Source organism: Acinetobacter lactucae, assembly GCF_001605885.1.
GTDB classification, from domain to species: domain Bacteria; phylum Pseudomonadota; class Gammaproteobacteria; order Pseudomonadales; family Moraxellaceae; genus Acinetobacter; species Acinetobacter lactucae.
In genome coordinates this window covers 136,164-153,615 of the sequence record NZ_LRPE01000036.1, presented here as the reverse complement: position 1 = coordinate 153,615, position 17,452 = coordinate 136,164, and the positions used below count along the sequence as shown (strand labels likewise).

The window sequence follows — 17,452 nt, the reverse complement described above, 5'->3', positions numbered from 1 at the left end:
TACGGGCTTTTTTTAATTAAGCAATAAATTTCAACATGAGCTGAATAACCGTTGCATTAATTAAGTCGACAAAGAATGCCCCACAAAGTGGAACAATTAAAAAGGCCTTATGCGATGGACCATACATGTTGGTAATGGCTTGCATGTTTGCAACGGCAGTTGGTGTTGCACCCATACCGAAACCACAATGACCTGCTGATAACACTGCTGCATCATAGTTTTTGCCCATAACACGGAATGTCACAAATGCTGCATATAGCGCCATCGTAATCGTTTGAGCACCCAAAATTACAACTAGCGGGCCAGCTAAGTCGGCAAGTTGCCAAAGCTTTAATGAAAGCAATGCCATTGCTAGATAGAGTGACAACGACGCATTACCAAATACATCAATCGCACGGTCGAAAATATCAATTTTCAACACGCTCTCTAAAATATTTCTTAAGATAACACCGCCACCGAGCGCCCAAACGAAGGTTGGTAACTCAAACCATGTTCCCTTACTAAAGCCAGTCATAAATTCAGCAAATGCTAAACAGGCTGCAAACATACCCAGTGTAGTAATTGCATTATCGGCAGTAATTAAACGAACCTGATGCGGGTTTTCAAACGGAGCAAGGTCATCTGAATTTTGTTCAAGATGCGTATCACGATTTTGAATTTCAGCATTGGTTTTTGCTTGAGCAAGACCATAACGGTTGATGAGTAATTTGGCTAAAGGACCACCAATCACACCACCAATAATCAAACCAAAAGTCGCACTCGCCATGCCTAATGCTAAAGCACCTTGAATACCATGTTGGGTTTCTAAAATTTCACCCCATGCACCAGCTGTACCATGACCACCTGTTAAAGTAATTGAACCCGCAATTAAACCAATAAGTGGATCAAGACCGAGTAAAGTCGCAAGACTCATACCTACAGCATTTTGCACAACAATAAATGAAGCTACACAAACCAAGAAGATGACTAAAGCCATACCACCTTCTTTAAGCTTCATAAAATTGGCACTTAAACCAATTGAAGCGAAGAAAACGAGCATAAAGCTGGTTTGTAATTCACTACTAAAAACAATGCTGTACCCCCACAAAGTGTGGATGAGTAAAGAAACTATGGCAGCCACCAAACCACCGGCTACAGGTTCGGGAATATTGTAGCGTTTTAAAAAATCAATACGATTAACAAGAAAGCGGCCTAATAATAAGACGATAACCGCCGAAATTAGTGTATAAAAACCATTAAAAACAAATTCCATATATACTACTTTCTGATTACATTCCTAATGGATTGTAAAATAATTATATTTTTATTTTTAATATTTAAAAAAAAGACAAACAAACTTTACATAAAATCAATTTACTTAATAATAACCAGATAAATCAAACAATTATTTGAAGTAATTAGTAAAAAATTTACAAAGTACTTTCTCTTAAATTTCGATATTGTTTTGGAGTTTGATTGGTCCATCGTTTGAACGCTCGTGTAAAATGAGTCACCTCTGAATAGCCCAATTTTTCTGAAATATAAGAAATACTATTTTCATGATGATTCAATAATTTTTTTGCATGGCGCTCTCTCACTTGATCCAGCAAAGCCTGCAAAGTAGCTCCTTCTTTAGCCAACTGGCGCTGTAAGTCCTTCTGATTAAACATAAACTGCTTCACTTCAATTTGATAAGTTTTTTAACTTCATTAAATTTAGTTATCGATATCCTAATAAGCCCTTATTCAGTTGATTAAACTGTTCTTCTAAAAAATCCAGCAACCTTTTGATGGCAGGCAATAATCCTTTTCTTGAAGCATAAGCCGCGTGGACAATACCACTTGTAGGTTTCCATTCAGGTAAAACCACAATCAGTTCTTTACGCAAAATATATTCGTGAGCCATCATGATCGGTAAAGGAGCAATACCTAACCCATGAATAACAGCCTGTAATACCCCAGTCATGTCATTCACAATTAAATCAGGGTCATGCTGAAAGTGAGTTGTTCCATGCTCGTGATGGTGAAGTACCCACACACTTTGTTGTTCTGCATTACCAAGCCCAATGGTTCTGAACTGATGCAATTCATCTAAAATTTGGGGTATGGGCTGCTTAGACAAAACTCGAGGGTGTGCAACTAAACACTGATCACTGGTCACAAATTTTTTCATTACCAAACCACTATCTTTGAGTGGAGGATAGCGAACACGAAAAGCAATATCGATTCCTTCATTTAAAACATCGACATTTCGATTGGTCACATCGATATAAATTTTTATTTTTGGAAATTGCAGCATAAATTTGGTCAGAAACTCCCCCATGTGATGATGTAATAATGCAGGCGGACAAGACACCCGAATTGTTCCTCGAGGTTCTGATTGATTTAAATCAATAAATTCTTGGGCATTTTCAGCATCAATTAAAATAGCGTGACAATATTGATAATATTGTTGGCCGAGTTCTGTCACGCTAAATTGTCTGGTAGAACGATGTAATAATCGCACACCCAGCCTTTCTTCTAAAAGTGCAACTCTTCGGCTAAGTTTAGATTTTGGAATATCCAGTGCCCTAGCTGCAGCAGAATAACCACCATATTCAACAATCTTCGCAAAGTAATATAGATCGTTTAAATCCTGCATTTCCTACCTCTTGTTGTTCAAATAATAGAACACTGAAATCAAATTTCGGCAGCTTCTAGGCTCATATTTTCGTTATATCTTAATTAAACAAGAAGTGAATAACTATACAAAAGCAGTTATCCCCCTGTTTTATTTAGTCATCCTTCCAACTTTAAATTTATCGAAATAAAGTGGAGCATAAAATGAGTACACCAGCAAATTTTAACGGTCAAGCACCCGTAATCGACCCAAACAATGTCGCGATGTTACTAATCGACCATCAAAGTGGCTTATTTCAAACGGTAAAAGATCTTACAATTCCTGAGTTACGTGCAAATGTAGTTACACTGGCTAAAGTTGCAACGCTATGTAATGTGCCAGTAATTACCACCGCTTCTGTTCCTCAAGGTCCAAATGGTCCCTTAATTCCAGAAATTCACCAGTTTGCTCCTCATGCACAATATGTTGCCCGTAAAGGTCAAATTAATGCTTGGGATAACCCCGACTTTGTTGAAGCGGTCAAAGCAACAGGTAAAAAACAACTCATTATTGCAGGTACAATTACCAGCGTATGTATGGCTTTCCCAAGTATCAGTGCTGTTGCTGAAGGTTTCCAAGTCTTTGCGGTGATTGATGCATCAGGAACATATTCAAAAATGGCCCAAGAAATTACATTAGCTCGAGTTGTACAAGCTGGTGTGGTGCCAATTGATACAGCGGGTGTTTGTTCAGAGCTGCAAAAAACATGGCATCGTAGTGATGCGGCAGATTTTGCAGCAGCCTATAGTGCAATTTTCCCACCATACCAAATGCTCATCGAAAGCTATCAAAAAGCACAAGACGTTGTTAAAAACAATGAAATGCTAGATTCTCAAAGAACCTAATCAATTAGTTTTTTAGCTTAAATGTCCAATCTATTACGATTGGACATTTAAAATTAAATCTATACATAATCAAGTTATGAACTAAATCCAAGCTGTGTTTTCTTATTTAAGAATAATTCTTTTTGATACCTTTAAAGCAAAATCCTGTCTTTTAGGTCACTGAACTCATCTTTCATTCCATTTACTATCCGTAAGAGACCAGCTCGTCACTGCTCTGGGCAACATCTTTATAGGTTTTATATTCAATGAGTTTATTGCTTAAAGTTCGTCAGAACGTTCCACAGCTACAATCTATTAAAAAATCTCTTCAGACACGTGCTGGTCAAAAAATACCTCACATGCTGATCAATGCATCAGATCTCTTTTTCCGAGGTCCTCAAATTGCCCTGTCAGGAAAAACACTCTTTGATGTAATTTACAAGCATGAAATTATTAGCTTACGCCATTATAGAAATGAGACTGATACGGCCACACCTAAACACCGCGTACCGTTAGTGATCGTTCCACCGCTAGCAGTGAACATGCTCATTTATGATTTGTTTCCTACTCGCAGTTTTGTGCGCTTCTTTCTAGCACAGGGTTTTGATGTCTATCTAATTGACTGGGGTATACCAACCCGACACCAAGCAAAATATAACTTCGGCACCTACATTAAAGTTTTTATGCCAGAAATGTTAAAGCAAGTTCGCCTGCACAGTGGTCAGCAACAGCTTTCTTTACATGGTTGGAGTTTAGGTGGCGCACTTTCGCTCTGCTATACCGCATTATTTAAAGATAAAGATATTAAAAATCTAATTATTCTTGCTTCCCCTATCGATACACATAAAGCAGGTTACATGGGGAAACTCTATGGCAGTCTTACCAAACCCGCCGAATGGGTTCGTAAACATACACCGTTTCGTATCCGCCATCATGTACCAAGTGAAGCATTTCATATTCATGGCTGGCAAAACACGCTTGGTTTTAAATTAACAGACCCGATTGGAAATTTGAAAACATATTGGGAACTTTTTAAAAATCTGGATAACAGAGAATTTATTGTCGACCATGCAACTTCTAGTTCATTTATCGATAATATGCTGGCATATCCGGGTGGAGTCATGCGCGACATTATCCTCCGCTTCTGGATTGATAACGAACTGTCGAAAGGTGTAATTAAATTTGGTGAGCTTACAGCGTATCTAAAAGATATTGAATGTTCGGTACTCGCAGTGGGTGGCAGCACAGATATTATTGTGACCGCTGATGCTGTTAAGCCACTTATGGATTTAATTAGTAGCCAAGACAAAACCTTTAAGGTCGTACCCGGTGGGCATATGGGTGTAGTTTCTGGTAGCCAAGCACCGACTACAGTCTGGCCAGAAGTGAGTCAATGGTTAGTTGAGCGCTCAGGTTAATCATTAAAATATTAGCGAAAACCAGTCTAATCAACCTTAGGCTGGTTTTAATTGCCACTAAATTTTTAAAGTTTTGCACAAATCTTCTAGAACTGCATTGATCTCTTTTGTAACGTTCTAGAGGTTAAAGTTAAAAATTTATGGGTCAAAGATTATGAGTAACTGGGTGGATATTTCAAAAGATACCAATACAGGTATTGAGACAATCCGCGCCCATTTTACCGGTCATGCTTATGATCCACATTGGCATTCAAGTTATTTAATTGGTGTAACTGAATCTGGCGTTCAACAATTCCATTGTCGTAAAAAGCAAATCAATAGTCATGCTGGACAGGTTTTTATGCTTGAGCCAGAAGAAATTCATGATGGGCATGCACCTGCATCTGATGGATTTACCTATCAAATGCTTTATCTACATCCAGAATGGTTAAAACAACGCATTCAGGGCTTGTTTCATAACAGCCCCGATCACTACGAGTTAGTTATTGATGCACCATTAAAGTCCGATGAACAACTCGCAATCATCACTTCACAAGCATTTCGACATTTGCATTATAAAGAAATGAATATTGTAAAAGACAATAGTTTAGATGTACTCATACAATATATCTCCCAAGGAAAGTGGTTAAAAAGAGCTCAGCAATCATCGTCTATTCATGTCCCTCGAGTCGCCCATCAAATCCGAGATATTCTGTATGACCATTTATTTGAGGATATTGGATTAGAAGATATATCCCATATGATAGGATTAGACCGATATCATATTCACCGTATTTTTAAAGCAAGCTTTCACTTAGCTCCCCACCAATACCTCATTCAACTCAGACTAGCTCGAGCAAGAGAGTTACTTGCTAGAAGTATCTCGCCTGCACAAGTTGCTTCTGACTTATGTTTTTCTGATCAGAGCCATTTAAGTCGTTGGTTTAAACGTTGTTATGGATTAACACCAGCAGCCTATAGAAAAATCTGCACAAATCTTCAAGATTAAAGATCCAAAGTATTTCATCTTATACCTCCTTTTTACTCGAGCCTATAAGATGGAAAATCTCACTGCATTTTCGTTATTTGCTATTGTGGCCTCAATTACCCCTGGTCCAACAAACTTTTTAATTATAAGTTTAAGCAGTCATCATAAAATTTCCAAAATACTTCCTGTCATTTTTGGTTCTTGTATTGGCGCATCTTTACTTGTGTTAGTTGTTGGAGTAGGTCTAGGTACTACCATTCTTGAATACCCCCTAATTCAAAAAATAATGACATGGAGTGGTTTAATCTGGCTCACTTTACTAGCATGGAAATTATATAACTACAATCCTGTTATTTCTTTAAAACCCAATGAAGAACAACCATCCATTGGCTTTATTGCCGCTTTTTTAATGCAAGCAATTAATCCTAAAACATGGATGATGGCTCTTGCCGTAATTAGTGTATACACCAAACATGGTCAGGACATCATATTGAATGTTTCCATTTTGTCCTTTATTTTTTTACTTGTAGCATTTCCTTGCCTCTATATATGGGCTTTAATAGGCAGTTTAAGCAATCGATTACTTTCAAAACCAAAGCATGTGAACATGTTTAATAAATTGATGGCATTGATGCTATTAATCTCTATCTGGTGGCCAATTCTATCTATATCTTAATTATCAAAATTTAATAAAAAATAGATAAGGAAGTCTTTTTTAATCAATATATTTTAAGTATATAGCCTTAAATTATTAATTAAAAAAAATCTAATAATTATATTTCTATCAACTCTTTTTTAATAAGAAGATTTCAAAATTTCAATTTTTTATATAAAAAAACACACCCTCCTAATTGGATGTTACTTTTTGTTATTTATGTAAAGCTCAATCCAATATTAATTTTAAACAAGTATATGAAATATATAATTTTAAACCTAAGGCAACTTTGTAAAATTTGTATATTTTTTAATCAAATGTAGGCAATTTCTCACAATTATGTAAGCCAAAACTTACAGCACAACTCATTGTTTTTCTTATAATTAATTTCAGTGCATATAAGCACTCTTTACTATTAAGTAGAAAGCTTAATATTAATAAAGAGATCTGGAGAAAATGATAAAGTCATCTTTATTAATAGAAAAACTCTTAATAATAGAAAAAGAATCTCAAAAATTAATATGTACTATCTTTCCTCTGGAAACAGAGGAAAGATTCCTTTTTAATCATCAGATAGGGTATAGAAAATGTTTATTGCAAAAAATATATTTGTATATTTACTATCAATGTTAGCTTTATGCTTACTGATTATTTTTTTTAACTATCTCGGAATGAACGAGACAATTAATCTTCTTCTCTCTTCCGCGCTTTTTGGGATATTTATTACCTGGTACTACAAAGGTAGTGGACTATGCCTTGCTTTATTTAGTTTTTTTTATTGGGCAATGTTCGTCATTAGTCAAAGCTTAGAAGTGATATGGATGCTCGCAACTTCAGTAATCGTATACCTAGTGATGACTAAAATACTACCTAAACTTAAGACCATCCATATCGGTGTAATAGCCAAATAGCTAGAACGGGTTCACTCCCCGATTCACCATACCCACTTTCTTAGCTGTCTTAATTTTAGTTTGCTCGGCAATAACCAATTCATTGATGAAAGCTTTTAAATTTTGCTCATCGAGACGAATCGGATTAAAAGTACTTTCTCCCATTTTTAGAAAGAAAGATTCAATATTAGTATTACGTTGTACATATTTCATTGACCATCTTTGAAAAGAGTTTTGTTCAATGGAATATGTACACAACCATTTAACATTATGATGTCTTTCATCATTTGCAATTTTTTCAAATAATCTTTCCACCACCTCCTGCTCACCTTCTAAACATTGAAAGAAAGCATTATCGGCATAATAGAGCACTCCACAGATCTGATTCAAATCATTGAAATCTCTAGCTTCTGTCAAAATATCACGTAAATCTTGCAATAAATCTTCATTTTTTTCGTTTCGTTGACTGGCGTAGCACAGGCGAACGTTCATTAGCAATTCCGTGAAATATAAAATTTCTTCATTTAAAGATTTTTTAATCTAACATACATTTCTTACTAATAATTTATATTTCACACATATTCTAAAGTTTAAGTTAAAAATATGTTCGACTATTAACTATAAGAGCTTAATAACTAATGATTTATATTAACAAGAAAATAAAAAGCCCTCCTATTGAGGGCTTTTAAAGCTCTAAAAGAACTATAAATTTCTTTAAAAGCTAAAATAAAAAAAAGCACTAAAAAGTGCTTTTTTTGTTTGCTGAATATTATTGTGGAATAATATTTACAGCATTTGGGCCTTTTTGCCCTTGAGTAACAGTAAACGTTACACGTTGACCTTCGTGCAAAGTTTTGAAACCTGAACCAGAAATTTCTTTGAAGTGAGCAAACACATCTGGACCATTATCTTGTTGAATGAAACCGAAACCTTTAGTTTCGTTAAACCACTTTACTGTACCACTTACTGTATTAGACATGATATATCCTACTGATTTCTAATATTTTAGAATCATTAAACAAATAATGACCCTATCATAACTTTGAAAAAAGAATAACAAATTGAGCTTAATATCTTAAAAAACGAAGGATTATGACTAAAACTACGATACTTAAAAGAAGATTTACTAACAAGACTTTTTTCTAGTTAACTAAATCATACAGGAAATAAATTTGTATTCAAGGCTTTTATTTAAATAATTTCCAAAAAGTGAGTTAAATAAATATAAAACAATAGCTTAAAAAAATATTAAGAAATTCAAGATATTGCTTGATTAAAGAATAATCTATCATTCAATAAAACATTGTAAAACAACAAAGATTGAAATATTTATTTATAAAATTGTTTAAACCACAATAAAAAGTTATTTTTAAAAATTATAGATAATAAAAAACTCCTAAATAGGAGCTTCATCTTTTATTCAATGGCAGAGGATCAAGGACTCGAACCTTGACGAACGGTTTTGGAGACCGTCATGCTACCATTACATCAATCCTCTATATTCATGACTAAACCCATTAGATTTAATCATAAAAAAAGCAAGATCATTGTCTTGCTTCTTTCAATGGTGGGGGCGAAGAGACTCGAACTCTTACACCTTGCGGCGCTGGAACCTAAATCCAGTGCGTCTACCAATTTCGCCACGCCCCCATCTGGGACATTTATTTAAAATAAATGTGGCAGAGGATCAAGGACTCGAACCTTGACGAACGGTTTTGGAGACCGTCATGCTACCATTACACCAATCCTCTTCCAAGATCTAGATGACTTAACATCTACATCGAACTTTAAGCTTTTAACTTAAAGTGGTGGGGGCGAAGAGACTCGAACTCTTACACCTTGCGGCGCTGGAACCTAAATCCAGTGCGTCTACCAATTTCGCCACGCCCCCGATGGCTGTGTATATTAGCGATAAGATCTAACAGTGACAAGTGTTTTTTTTCTAAAAAAAACTAACCGTGTAAATTGTATACAGATACTAGATCAATGATTTTTATCAATTTGAATCTGCTTTAAGCAATTTATTGCTTCATCGGCATTTGAAAACCGATTTTGCTGCTGTTTTTGTAATAAACCTGTGAGCAATGGATAAAAATTGAGGAACTGCGGAGGCAATCGAATGCTTAAATTTTGGCAATGTAGTATTGCCCATTCAAGATAACTGGTTGCTTCTAAGCGAGTTTGGGTTAACCATTCATATAAAACGATACCCAATGCATATAAATCGCTTTGTATGCTCTTATACCCTCCTCGAAATAGTTCAGGAGCCATATAACGAGGTGTTGCATCCATGCTTGAATCTTGACTTGAGATGGGCCTAGTTTTCTCAAAATCAATCAAATAAGGCTTTTGCTGAAACTTTCTAAAATGTTCTGCCTTAATATCCCCATGAATCCAGCCAAACTCATGCAGTTCAGCAAGTTTGTTTATTGCTAACCAAATCTTTCGATATACGTCACTAAAATCAGTTTCATCATTCAATACACCAAACCACATATCACTATCAGGTAAAATCAGAACTTTACCTAAAGACTGGTCTAACTGAGGAATTGAACCGACCTCGATCAGTTTATAAGGTAAGAGCCATGGAGATTTTTTAAGATTAATTTCTTCGTAAAATAATTGCTCATGCAAGAAATCTTGCTCACTTTGAGCATAAGTTTCAGGCAAATGATATTTTAACCAGTAATTCTTGGCGTCTATGGAACATGTCCATAGACGCCGTCCTAACGCCGCACTTACTGGTTTTGTCACACAGGTTAAGTTTTCTATTTGAGAAGCAAAATCATGCTTCAGCATAATAAGACTCAGGCTGTTGTTTCTTTTCTTCAAAACGCAAAACTTCTAGACAATGCTGAATCGTCTTGCCAATACGAGCATGTGTCTCAATTGAAGAAATTTTTGGCCAAGTCGCGCGCTCCCCTTCTCTTTGCAAACGTTTAAACAAATGTGGACGGGGGTTTTGTAGTGTATAGGCATAATGGCTTAGGCTATATTTGGCAATAATATTTACATCCCCATAATAACGCTGCCCCATTACGCCATATCCATGATCTAACAATCTTCTGACTGGAGAAATAGACCCAAGTCGTTGACGCGTAAAATCCATCATGCCCATTGATAACACTTTACCTTGGCGTCTTAGAATTCTTTCAGGCCAACTTAATACGTCTTTACGAAAGCGGTCCGCATCACTTTGCATAAATGGAACAATATGTGGGTTAACCTGACTCGCAATCGTGTAGTTTAAATTATAAAGCCGTGCCATTCTTTCTTGAGGGAAATCGCTTCTTACGCTTCCATCTACCCATTTTGTATTTGCCATATACGGCGTATGTTCACCATCATAACGTTTACTGGTTAGACGTACTGGCGGGAATAAAATTGGCACAGCACACGAAGCCAACACCGCACTCCACACCAAAACATTTGGCGTCATAATGGCATTCATAATTCTTGGATTTTCTGTAGCATCATACGGCGCCACAGCAACATTAATATTCAAACCTGATTTTTTAAAAGCCTCTTCAAACGTAAGATCGCCTAAATTTTCAATAAGGAATTTTTTTAAATAATGAACATCGGCAATTCCACCATTGCCTTTAATGAGTTCACGAAGTTTTCTAAAATGAAAAGCATCACTAAAGAATTGTTCGCCATTTAATAAGTTTTGAATATCTTCACTGGCAGAGGTTCCCAGCATGCCTGTCATAATTGCCCCGGCACTTGAGCCAGAGAGCACTTTAGGCATTAAGTCTTGTTCAATTAAAGCTTTACACACACCTGTATGAAAAAGACCTAAAGTCGCCCCACCCGAGAACATTAGTGCAGGTTGCCCATATGCCTTTTCACAATTTTCAAAAAACTCAATTTTTTCTTTTCTTTGAAAGGTGATGCATTCACTTGAAGCAATGTAAGCCAAGCTTTGACTAACTTCTTCAATATAGTCTTCAATTAACTTTTTTGTACCCACATGCGTTGCAGCAAAAAGCATCGGGTGACCAATATTTGCAATATCGTAGGTTAGACCTTCTTTAAGTAAATAGATGAGGTCTAGTGTTCGATGTTGCTGACGATACCTTTTGAGCAAGGTGTAGCGATAAGAAATGAGCTCGGCATCGAAGTAAGGTGAACTATTATCAAACTTCCACTCTTGCACACCTGTTTCTTCATCTAATTTTAATGCAAAAGACTTCCACTCTTCGTAAGATTCAGCCATGTCTAATTGACGTTGTAATTTTTTGATACGGTAAGCCTGATGTGGATTCATATCACTTCGTAATTTTTCAAACATATTTCGTCCTCATCTTCTCAGATGATTTTACTGAATAGACATTGCAACACTATGCTCAGTCTGACCATTTCAATCAATTGCAAAACCGATAAACTGTATAGGCAATAAGTTTTGTCAGCCTGTTAATTTCGGTGTTAGTATCCTAGTAAATTACTGTTTAACATGATTGATTAACCATGGCTACCATTGATTTACCGGATAATTTAGTTCAAACATTATCACTTGTATTAAATCAGCTACAGCAAGTCTTACCTGAACCTCGACAAGAAACAAATTTTACTGCACCTGCTTTTAGATGGGAAAATCAGCAACTTAAAGCCATCTACACACCAAAAAATATTTATCTTGATGACCTAAAAGGCATTGAGCGTCAAAAAGAAAAAATCATTCAGAATACTTTGCAATTTTTAAATGGCCTACCAGCAAACGATGTACTTTTAACTGGGTCACGTGGTACAGGAAAATCATCTATCGTTCGTGCCTTATTAACTGAGTATGCCGCTCAGGGGTTACGTTTAATTGAAATTGAACGTGATGATTTAGCAGACTTACCTAAAATTCAAAAACTCATTCAAAATCGACCTGAAAAATATATCGTCTATTGTGATGATTTAGCTTTTAACGCTGAAGATGAAAATTATCGTAGTTTAAAAAGTGTATTAGATGGTTCATTACAGTCAGGTTCAAGTAATTTTATTATTTATGCAACCAGTAACCGTCGCCACTTGTTACCAGAATTCATGCATGAAAACACACCCGTAACCAAGGTCGATGTTCCTCAATATACTGAACTACACCCTCAAGAAGCGATTGAAGAAAAGATCTCTTTGTCAGATCGTTTTGGTCTATGGCTATCTTTTTATCCAATGGATCAAAACCTATATTTAGAAATCGTTGAGCATTATCTTGATAAATCGAACATGCCTTTTAATGATGAAGTTCGTGCAGAAAGTCTACGTTGGTGTCAAATGCGTGGTCAGCGTTCTGGTCGAGCTGCTTATCAGTTTTCAAAGCATTGGATTGGTTTAAATGCTTTAAAAGAGTTGTCTAACAATTAAATAAAATGTCCCGCAAAGCCTTAGCTTTGGCCTATAAACCGCTTAGCTTTGGCAGTTGTTTTTCATAACCTAAAATAAAGATAGTCCTTCTTTAGGTTTATATATGAAAAAGCAATTGCCAAAAATTTCTACAACAAGTAAAGCGCTTGGTAAAAGTTTATTACTTGCACAAGGCGTTTTAGACCAGGCAAAAAAATATTCAACTCTTCCTTTTACTCAAGCTCGTATCATCTGCCCACGAGTTAACGAAAAATATTATAGCTGGTCACATTACGGTATCTTTTTCCCACTTTTACCAGAACCGCATCGTTACCTCAATCTTATGATTTTAATCGGTACACCAGGTGCGCTTGCTTTTGACCATGATGACATCATTACTGGAAATCCTAGAAAAACAGCTACTTTCTTTTCAAGTACAGCCGCTCTTGAGCAAGCTTTACTGAAGGCTTATATCATTCCTGAAAATACAAAAATTAATAAAGACGGAAGCTTACTAGAACTAGGTCAAGAAATTTCAATTCAAGGAAAATTTCCGCACATCCATATTAATGGAAATTATGATGGATTTGATTTTGACTTTGAGATCGATATCACGTCACATGTTTCATGGTTTATAAAAACACCAATCTATGATCATTTTAGTTTATTGGCAAAGTTTAAAGGTTTTTTAAACTATCAAGCAAAACGCATTGAAAGTGAAGGACTTTGTACTTATGAATATGCTCGAGCAGTGGGCCCTCACTCTTTTATAAATAAACTTATTCCTGATGCATATAAATTGCCACTTGATTTTTTTACCTATCAAATCATCAATTTGAACGAGGCCACTCAGCTTCTTCTTACCAAAGCCGATATCGTAGGGCAAACAGCTGCATATACACTGCATATTAGACATTTGGACCAGCCAGCTGAAATCTACACTGATGTAAGCTTTGATATTATTTCGCATCAAGTTGATGACTTCATTTCACCTACAGGGCAAAAAATGCGGCTTCCAAAATATTTTTCTTGGATCGCTCGAAATGATGCAAAACAAATTATCTTAAACATTCAGGCAGAAATTGACTGCCCATTCCGTTATGGTCATGGGCGAGGTTATGCAAGTAGTTATATGTTTACGGGTAATTATTTTGGTAATGAAGTGCAAGGCCGTGGTTACATCGAATATATTGATATCGAAAACCAACAAGCCTTTGATGATGAATAACTTTACTCAGGAACAGTAAGTTCAGTCATTGGCCAGCGAGGCGTGGTGGTTACAGCTAAACCATCATGCTGACCTGCTTTTAAACGCTGATAACCTGCAAAAGCAATCATTGCCCCATTATCAGTACATAAAGCGGGTTCGGCATAATAAACTTGCGCTTTAATTTTCGCCAAAGAAGTTTCCAACTGTTCACGTAATCGTAAATTTGCACTTACACCACCTGCAATCACTAAACGTTTAAGTCCAGTTTGCTTTAAAGCTTTTACCGATTTTTTTACTAAAGTATCTACAATTGCTTCTTGGAATGAAGCAGCAATGTCAGCGTCTCGATTTTCACCATTCAATTTTTTCAATTGAACAGAAACGGCTGTTTTTAAACCACTAAAAGAAAAATCTAGGCCTTGATGAAGCATAGGTCTTGGAAATTCAAACGCTAATGGATCACCAGATAATGCAAGTTTTGCGATATTTGGCCCACCTGGATATGGCAGACTCATCATTTTTGCAACTTTATCAAAAGCTTCGCCCGCAGCATCATCAATAGACTCACCCAATAACTCATATTGACCAATAGCATGAGCTGCCATCAATTGTGTATGTCCACCTGAAACTAACAATGCTACAAACGGAAATTCAGGTGGTTGACTTGAAAGTAATGGTGCCAACATATGCCCTTCCATATGATGTACACCAATAGCAGGCTTATTTAAAGAAAAAGCTAAAGTTCTGCCAAACAGTGCCCCTGTCATTAAGGCTCCCATTAAGCCAGGACCACGTGTATAAGCGACTGCATCAATCTCTTGTTTTTTCACCCCACTTTGCTCAAGCAATTGATTCATTAAAGGAATTAATTTACGAACATGGTCGCGTGAAGCAAGTTCAGGTACTACCCCACCATATTCAGCATGAAGTTTAATCTGGCTATAAAGAACCTGTCCCCGTAAGCCGAGTTCGCTATCATAAAGTGCCAACCCTGTTTCATCACAAGAAGTTTCCAAGCCTAAAACAATCATCAAAACTGCCTTTTATATGAGTCAAAATATTGCAATCGCTATTATAGACTTGTGATATGAGTTGTAAATGAGTAAAATACTGACCTTCACTTGTGATCCGGCGCAATAGTGTGCCTGATCTTATCCATAATCTAGAGGATTTTACATGCCACAAGTTAAGTTGAAAGAAGGCGAACCAGTTGACGTAGCTATCCGTCGTTTCAAACGTTCATGCGAAAAAGCTGGTGTTTTAGCTGACGTTCGTAAACGCGAATTCTACGAAAAACCAACTCAAGAACGTAAGCGCAAAAAAGCTGCAGCAGTTAAACGCTACCAAAAGAAATTGGCTCGCGAATCTGTACGTACTACTCGCCTTTACTAATTAATTTGTGATTGACTGCTGAATTATGACTACTTTAAAAAACCAAATTACTGATGCATTAAAAACTTCTATGCGTGCCAAAGATATGGCAACAGTGACGGTTTTGCGTAGTCTACAAGCGGCAATTAAGCAAATCGAAGTCGATGAGCGCAAAGAGCTTGACGACGCTCAGGTTCTTGCGGTCATTGAAAAGCAAATTAAACAACGTAAAGAATCGATCAAAGCCTTTGAAGGTGCTGGTCGTAATGATTTAGCTAGTAAAGAACAAGCCGAAGCTGAGATTATTTCTCAGTTTCTACCAGAAGCTATGACTGAGGAAGAGCTTGATTCTATCATTGAGCAAACGATTGCTGCTCAAGAAGCAACTAGCATGAAAGATATGGGTAAGGTGATGAATTCTCTACGTCCGATCATAGCCGGGCGTGCCGATCCTGCTCAAGTTTCAGCAAAAATTAAAGCTAAATTAGCTTAATCCCCTTCTTCTCTTATATCTTTTTAGTTCAGACTTTCATTTACTTGTAAGTTTTAAAAGATCTGTGTCTGCGAAAATCATAAGATCAAACTAAAAGATCCTAAATTTTCATTCGTCGCTCATCTTGCATTTGTTTCAAACGACTGTCTATTCTAGCCGACATTGCTTGATTATCTTTTGCCAATCGCTGAGCATGAAGCATTGATTTAATTGCATTTTCTTCACTACCTGACCAATATTCCGCTTCAGCCCGATAGCGTAGAACATTAACCGCTCTTAAAGGTCCGTTCTTATCCAAATTCGCGGCTTGCTGTAAAAATTGCCAACCTTGTATATCTCTTGGATTCTTATTAATAAATCTTTGGACTAGGGTTTGAACTTGCGCAAATTTCCCTTGGCGTAGCAAAACCTCAGCTAACTTATAACTAAAAGCCCTATTTTCAGGCATTGTCATTTGGGTAGCAGCAATCGTGGTATAAGCTTGATCTAGCTTGTTTTGACCCAGATAAATATCTGTCTGCAATAATGTCACAAGAGGCTTTCCACTAGATTTCGCTTGATCTAAAGTAGACTGTGCCTGCACATAATCACCTTGCCTTGTATAAAATGCTGCCAAAGCAATCAGGCCAGCAATATTTTTTTGGGACGCTAAACTTTGTAGTTGGTTTTCAGTTGCCTGATTTGCAACCACCATGGTGTACCATTTTAAAATCTCAAAATCAGCATCATATATTCGGTTTTTAACTCTAGGCATCTGGTTTGCACGAAGGCGAGCCTCGCTCATACGTTCAGTCGTCAATGGATGAGTCAGCCAAAAATCCGGTAAAAAGCTCACTCGACTTGTAGCTCTATGCATTGTTTCAAAGTAATCTGCCATACTTTGAGGGTTATAACCTGCCGCATACATATATTGCATGCCGATACGGTCTGCTTCACGCTCTTGATTTCGACTATATGTTAATTGCTTGTCCATCAATGCAGCTTGCGTACCCAACATTACTGCTGCACCCGCATCACCACCACCCTGTGCAGCTATAGCCACCCCCGCTAAAAGCCCAGCTAGACTTAGCAATGTTTGACCTTTAAAGGCTTCTTCTGAACGACTAAAATGTCTTTGTGATACATGTGCAACTTCATGCGCCATAACCCCAGCAATTTCATCAATGTTCCGCGCTGAGGCAATAAGTCCAGTATTCAGTGCAAATAATCCACCCGGAACAGCAAATGCATTAATTTGTGGATCTTTAATAACAACTAAGCCAATCGGCTGCCCAAGCTGAGTTTCACTTAAAATACCTGAAAATACCTGAAAAAATTGACCTTCCAGCCAAACATCTTGAATAATTGGCATTTGTTTATGAACTTCACGGAAAACTTTTTCACCAATAAACTTTTCTTTTTGTTGATCAAGCAGACCGATCCCACTACCAATATTTGGAATTTCCACCTGATTTGCAGATGGTTGAGAGTCAAAAGGCTGCGCGTACGATACAGTTGCTGTCAAAGTCGTACTTAAAATAATTGGCAAAAATCTCAAAAGTTTTTCTCTATTAAAATTAAACCATCAAAAAAGTCTATTGATATAAAACATAAAAAATTATGTTCAATCAATAGACTTTTACTATAACACTCGAGATAGTTTAGTTTTGCAATGAA

At 36.6% G+C, this 17,452-nt stretch carries 17 protein-coding genes, 4 tRNA genes and 1 pseudogene; 9 read left to right on the top strand and 13 right to left on the bottom strand.

Features of this window, described 5'->3' with window-relative positions; genetic code table 11:
- Window positions 1-16: 16 nt before the first annotated feature.
- The 3 genes and pseudogenes from gltS to AWW73_RS13820 all read right to left on the bottom strand — a co-directional run bounded on the left by gltS (window position 17) and on the right by AWW73_RS13820 (window position 2,619).
- Complete coding sequence (gene gltS, locus AWW73_RS13830) at window positions 17-1,252, bottom strand: sodium/glutamate symporter (RefSeq protein ID WP_016145860.1); 1,236 nt, start codon at window positions 1,250-1,252, stop codon at window positions 17-19.
- A gap of 157 nt (window positions 1,253-1,409) precedes the next feature.
- Window positions 1,410-1,640: pseudogene (locus tag AWW73_RS13825) on the bottom strand (helix-turn-helix transcriptional regulator); the annotation flags it as partial.
- Window positions 1,641-1,698: 58 nt separating this feature from the next.
- On the bottom strand, window positions 1,699-2,619 hold the full coding sequence (locus AWW73_RS13820) for a LysR substrate-binding domain-containing protein (protein WP_062849923.1): 921 nt from the start codon (window positions 2,617-2,619) through the stop codon (window positions 1,699-1,701).
- A 182-nt stretch (window positions 2,620-2,801) separates the two neighbouring features.
- Here AWW73_RS13820 and AWW73_RS13815 point away from each other — a divergent pair, with 182 nt between their 5' ends.
- From AWW73_RS13815 to AWW73_RS18975, 5 genes are all read left to right on the top strand, one after another.
- Entirely contained in the window at window positions 2,802-3,482 is a 681-nt protein-coding gene (locus tag AWW73_RS13815) for a hydrolase (RefSeq protein ID WP_062849922.1), read from the top strand.
- Window positions 3,483-3,727: 245 nt separating this feature from the next.
- Complete coding sequence (locus AWW73_RS13810; RefSeq protein WP_062849921.1) at window positions 3,728-4,879, top strand: alpha/beta fold hydrolase; 1,152 nt, start codon at window positions 3,728-3,730, stop codon at window positions 4,877-4,879.
- Window positions 4,880-5,033: 154 nt separating this feature from the next.
- Complete coding sequence (locus AWW73_RS13805) at window positions 5,034-5,867, top strand: AraC family transcriptional regulator (protein WP_061875763.1); 834 nt, start codon at window positions 5,034-5,036, stop codon at window positions 5,865-5,867.
- A gap of 49 nt (window positions 5,868-5,916) precedes the next feature.
- Entirely contained in the window at window positions 5,917-6,522 is a 606-nt protein-coding gene (locus AWW73_RS13800) for a LysE family translocator (RefSeq protein WP_062849920.1), read from the top strand.
- Window positions 6,523-7,088: 566 nt separating this feature from the next.
- On the top strand, window positions 7,089-7,412 hold the full coding sequence (locus AWW73_RS18975; protein ID WP_031948880.1) for a hypothetical protein: 324 nt from the start codon (window positions 7,089-7,091) through the stop codon (window positions 7,410-7,412).
- Here AWW73_RS18975 and AWW73_RS13790 read toward each other — a convergent pair whose 3' ends face one another.
- The 8 genes from AWW73_RS13790 to AWW73_RS13755 form a co-directional block, all read right to left on the bottom strand.
- Window positions 7,413-7,883 (bottom strand): AnBLUF65 family BLUF photoreceptors, encoded by a 471-nt coding sequence (locus tag AWW73_RS13790; RefSeq protein ID WP_031948881.1) that lies wholly within the window; start codon window positions 7,881-7,883, stop codon window positions 7,413-7,415.
- 277 nt (window positions 7,884-8,160) lie between these two features.
- A complete protein-coding gene (locus AWW73_RS13785; protein WP_003650775.1) occupies window positions 8,161-8,370 on the bottom strand; it encodes a cold-shock protein in 210 nt (69 codons plus the stop codon).
- 445 nt (window positions 8,371-8,815) lie between these two features.
- Window positions 8,816-8,889, bottom strand: a tRNA-Trp gene (locus AWW73_RS13780).
- Window positions 8,890-8,956: 67 nt separating this feature from the next.
- Window positions 8,957-9,041 (bottom strand) — tRNA-Leu (locus AWW73_RS13775).
- A gap of 27 nt (window positions 9,042-9,068) precedes the next feature.
- Window positions 9,069-9,142, bottom strand: a tRNA-Trp gene (locus tag AWW73_RS13770).
- Between the two features lie 55 nt (window positions 9,143-9,197).
- Window positions 9,198-9,282, bottom strand: a tRNA-Leu gene (locus AWW73_RS13765).
- A 92-nt stretch (window positions 9,283-9,374) separates the two neighbouring features.
- On the bottom strand, window positions 9,375-10,190 hold the full coding sequence (locus AWW73_RS13760) for a protein kinase domain-containing protein (protein ID WP_062849919.1): 816 nt from the start codon (window positions 10,188-10,190) through the stop codon (window positions 9,375-9,377).
- Window positions 10,177-11,685, bottom strand: a complete 1,509-nt coding sequence (locus tag AWW73_RS13755; RefSeq protein WP_031948883.1) for a DUF3336 domain-containing protein — start codon at window positions 11,683-11,685, stop codon at window positions 10,177-10,179. The genes AWW73_RS13760 and AWW73_RS13755 overlap by 14 nt, the downstream gene beginning before the upstream one ends.
- 176 nt (window positions 11,686-11,861) lie before the next feature.
- Here AWW73_RS13755 and AWW73_RS13750 point away from each other — a divergent pair, with 176 nt between their 5' ends.
- Both AWW73_RS13750 and AWW73_RS13745 read left to right on the top strand, forming a co-directional pair.
- A complete protein-coding gene (locus tag AWW73_RS13750; RefSeq protein ID WP_062849918.1) occupies window positions 11,862-12,743 on the top strand; it encodes an ATP-binding protein in 882 nt (293 codons plus the stop codon).
- A gap of 103 nt (window positions 12,744-12,846) precedes the next feature.
- Window positions 12,847-13,950 carry a DUF6670 family protein gene (locus AWW73_RS13745; RefSeq protein ID WP_062849917.1) on the top strand — a complete coding sequence of 368 codons (1,104 nt, stop codon included), beginning with the start codon at window positions 12,847-12,849 and terminating at the stop codon, window positions 13,948-13,950.
- Window positions 13,951-13,952: 2 nt separating this feature from the next.
- On the opposite strand, the gene tsaD is transcribed toward AWW73_RS13745, so the two are convergent.
- On the bottom strand, window positions 13,953-14,963 hold the full coding sequence (gene tsaD / locus AWW73_RS13740; protein ID WP_016145870.1) for a tRNA (adenosine(37)-N6)-threonylcarbamoyltransferase complex transferase subunit TsaD: 1,011 nt from the start codon (window positions 14,961-14,963) through the stop codon (window positions 13,953-13,955).
- Window positions 14,964-15,108: 145 nt separating this feature from the next.
- Between tsaD and rpsU the strand changes: the two genes are divergently transcribed.
- On the top strand, window positions 15,109-15,324 hold the full coding sequence (rpsU, locus tag AWW73_RS13735; protein ID WP_001136722.1) for a 30S ribosomal protein S21: 216 nt from the start codon (window positions 15,109-15,111) through the stop codon (window positions 15,322-15,324).
- A 25-nt stretch (window positions 15,325-15,349) separates the two neighbouring features.
- Complete coding sequence (locus AWW73_RS13730; protein ID WP_002115302.1) at window positions 15,350-15,796, top strand: GatB/YqeY domain-containing protein; 447 nt, start codon at window positions 15,350-15,352, stop codon at window positions 15,794-15,796.
- A 100-nt stretch (window positions 15,797-15,896) separates the two neighbouring features.
- On the opposite strand, the gene AWW73_RS13725 is transcribed toward AWW73_RS13730, so the two are convergent.
- Entirely contained in the window at window positions 15,897-17,324 is a 1,428-nt protein-coding gene (locus AWW73_RS13725) for a M48 family metalloprotease (RefSeq protein ID WP_079748450.1), read from the bottom strand.
- Window positions 17,325-17,452 lie beyond the last annotated feature (128 nt).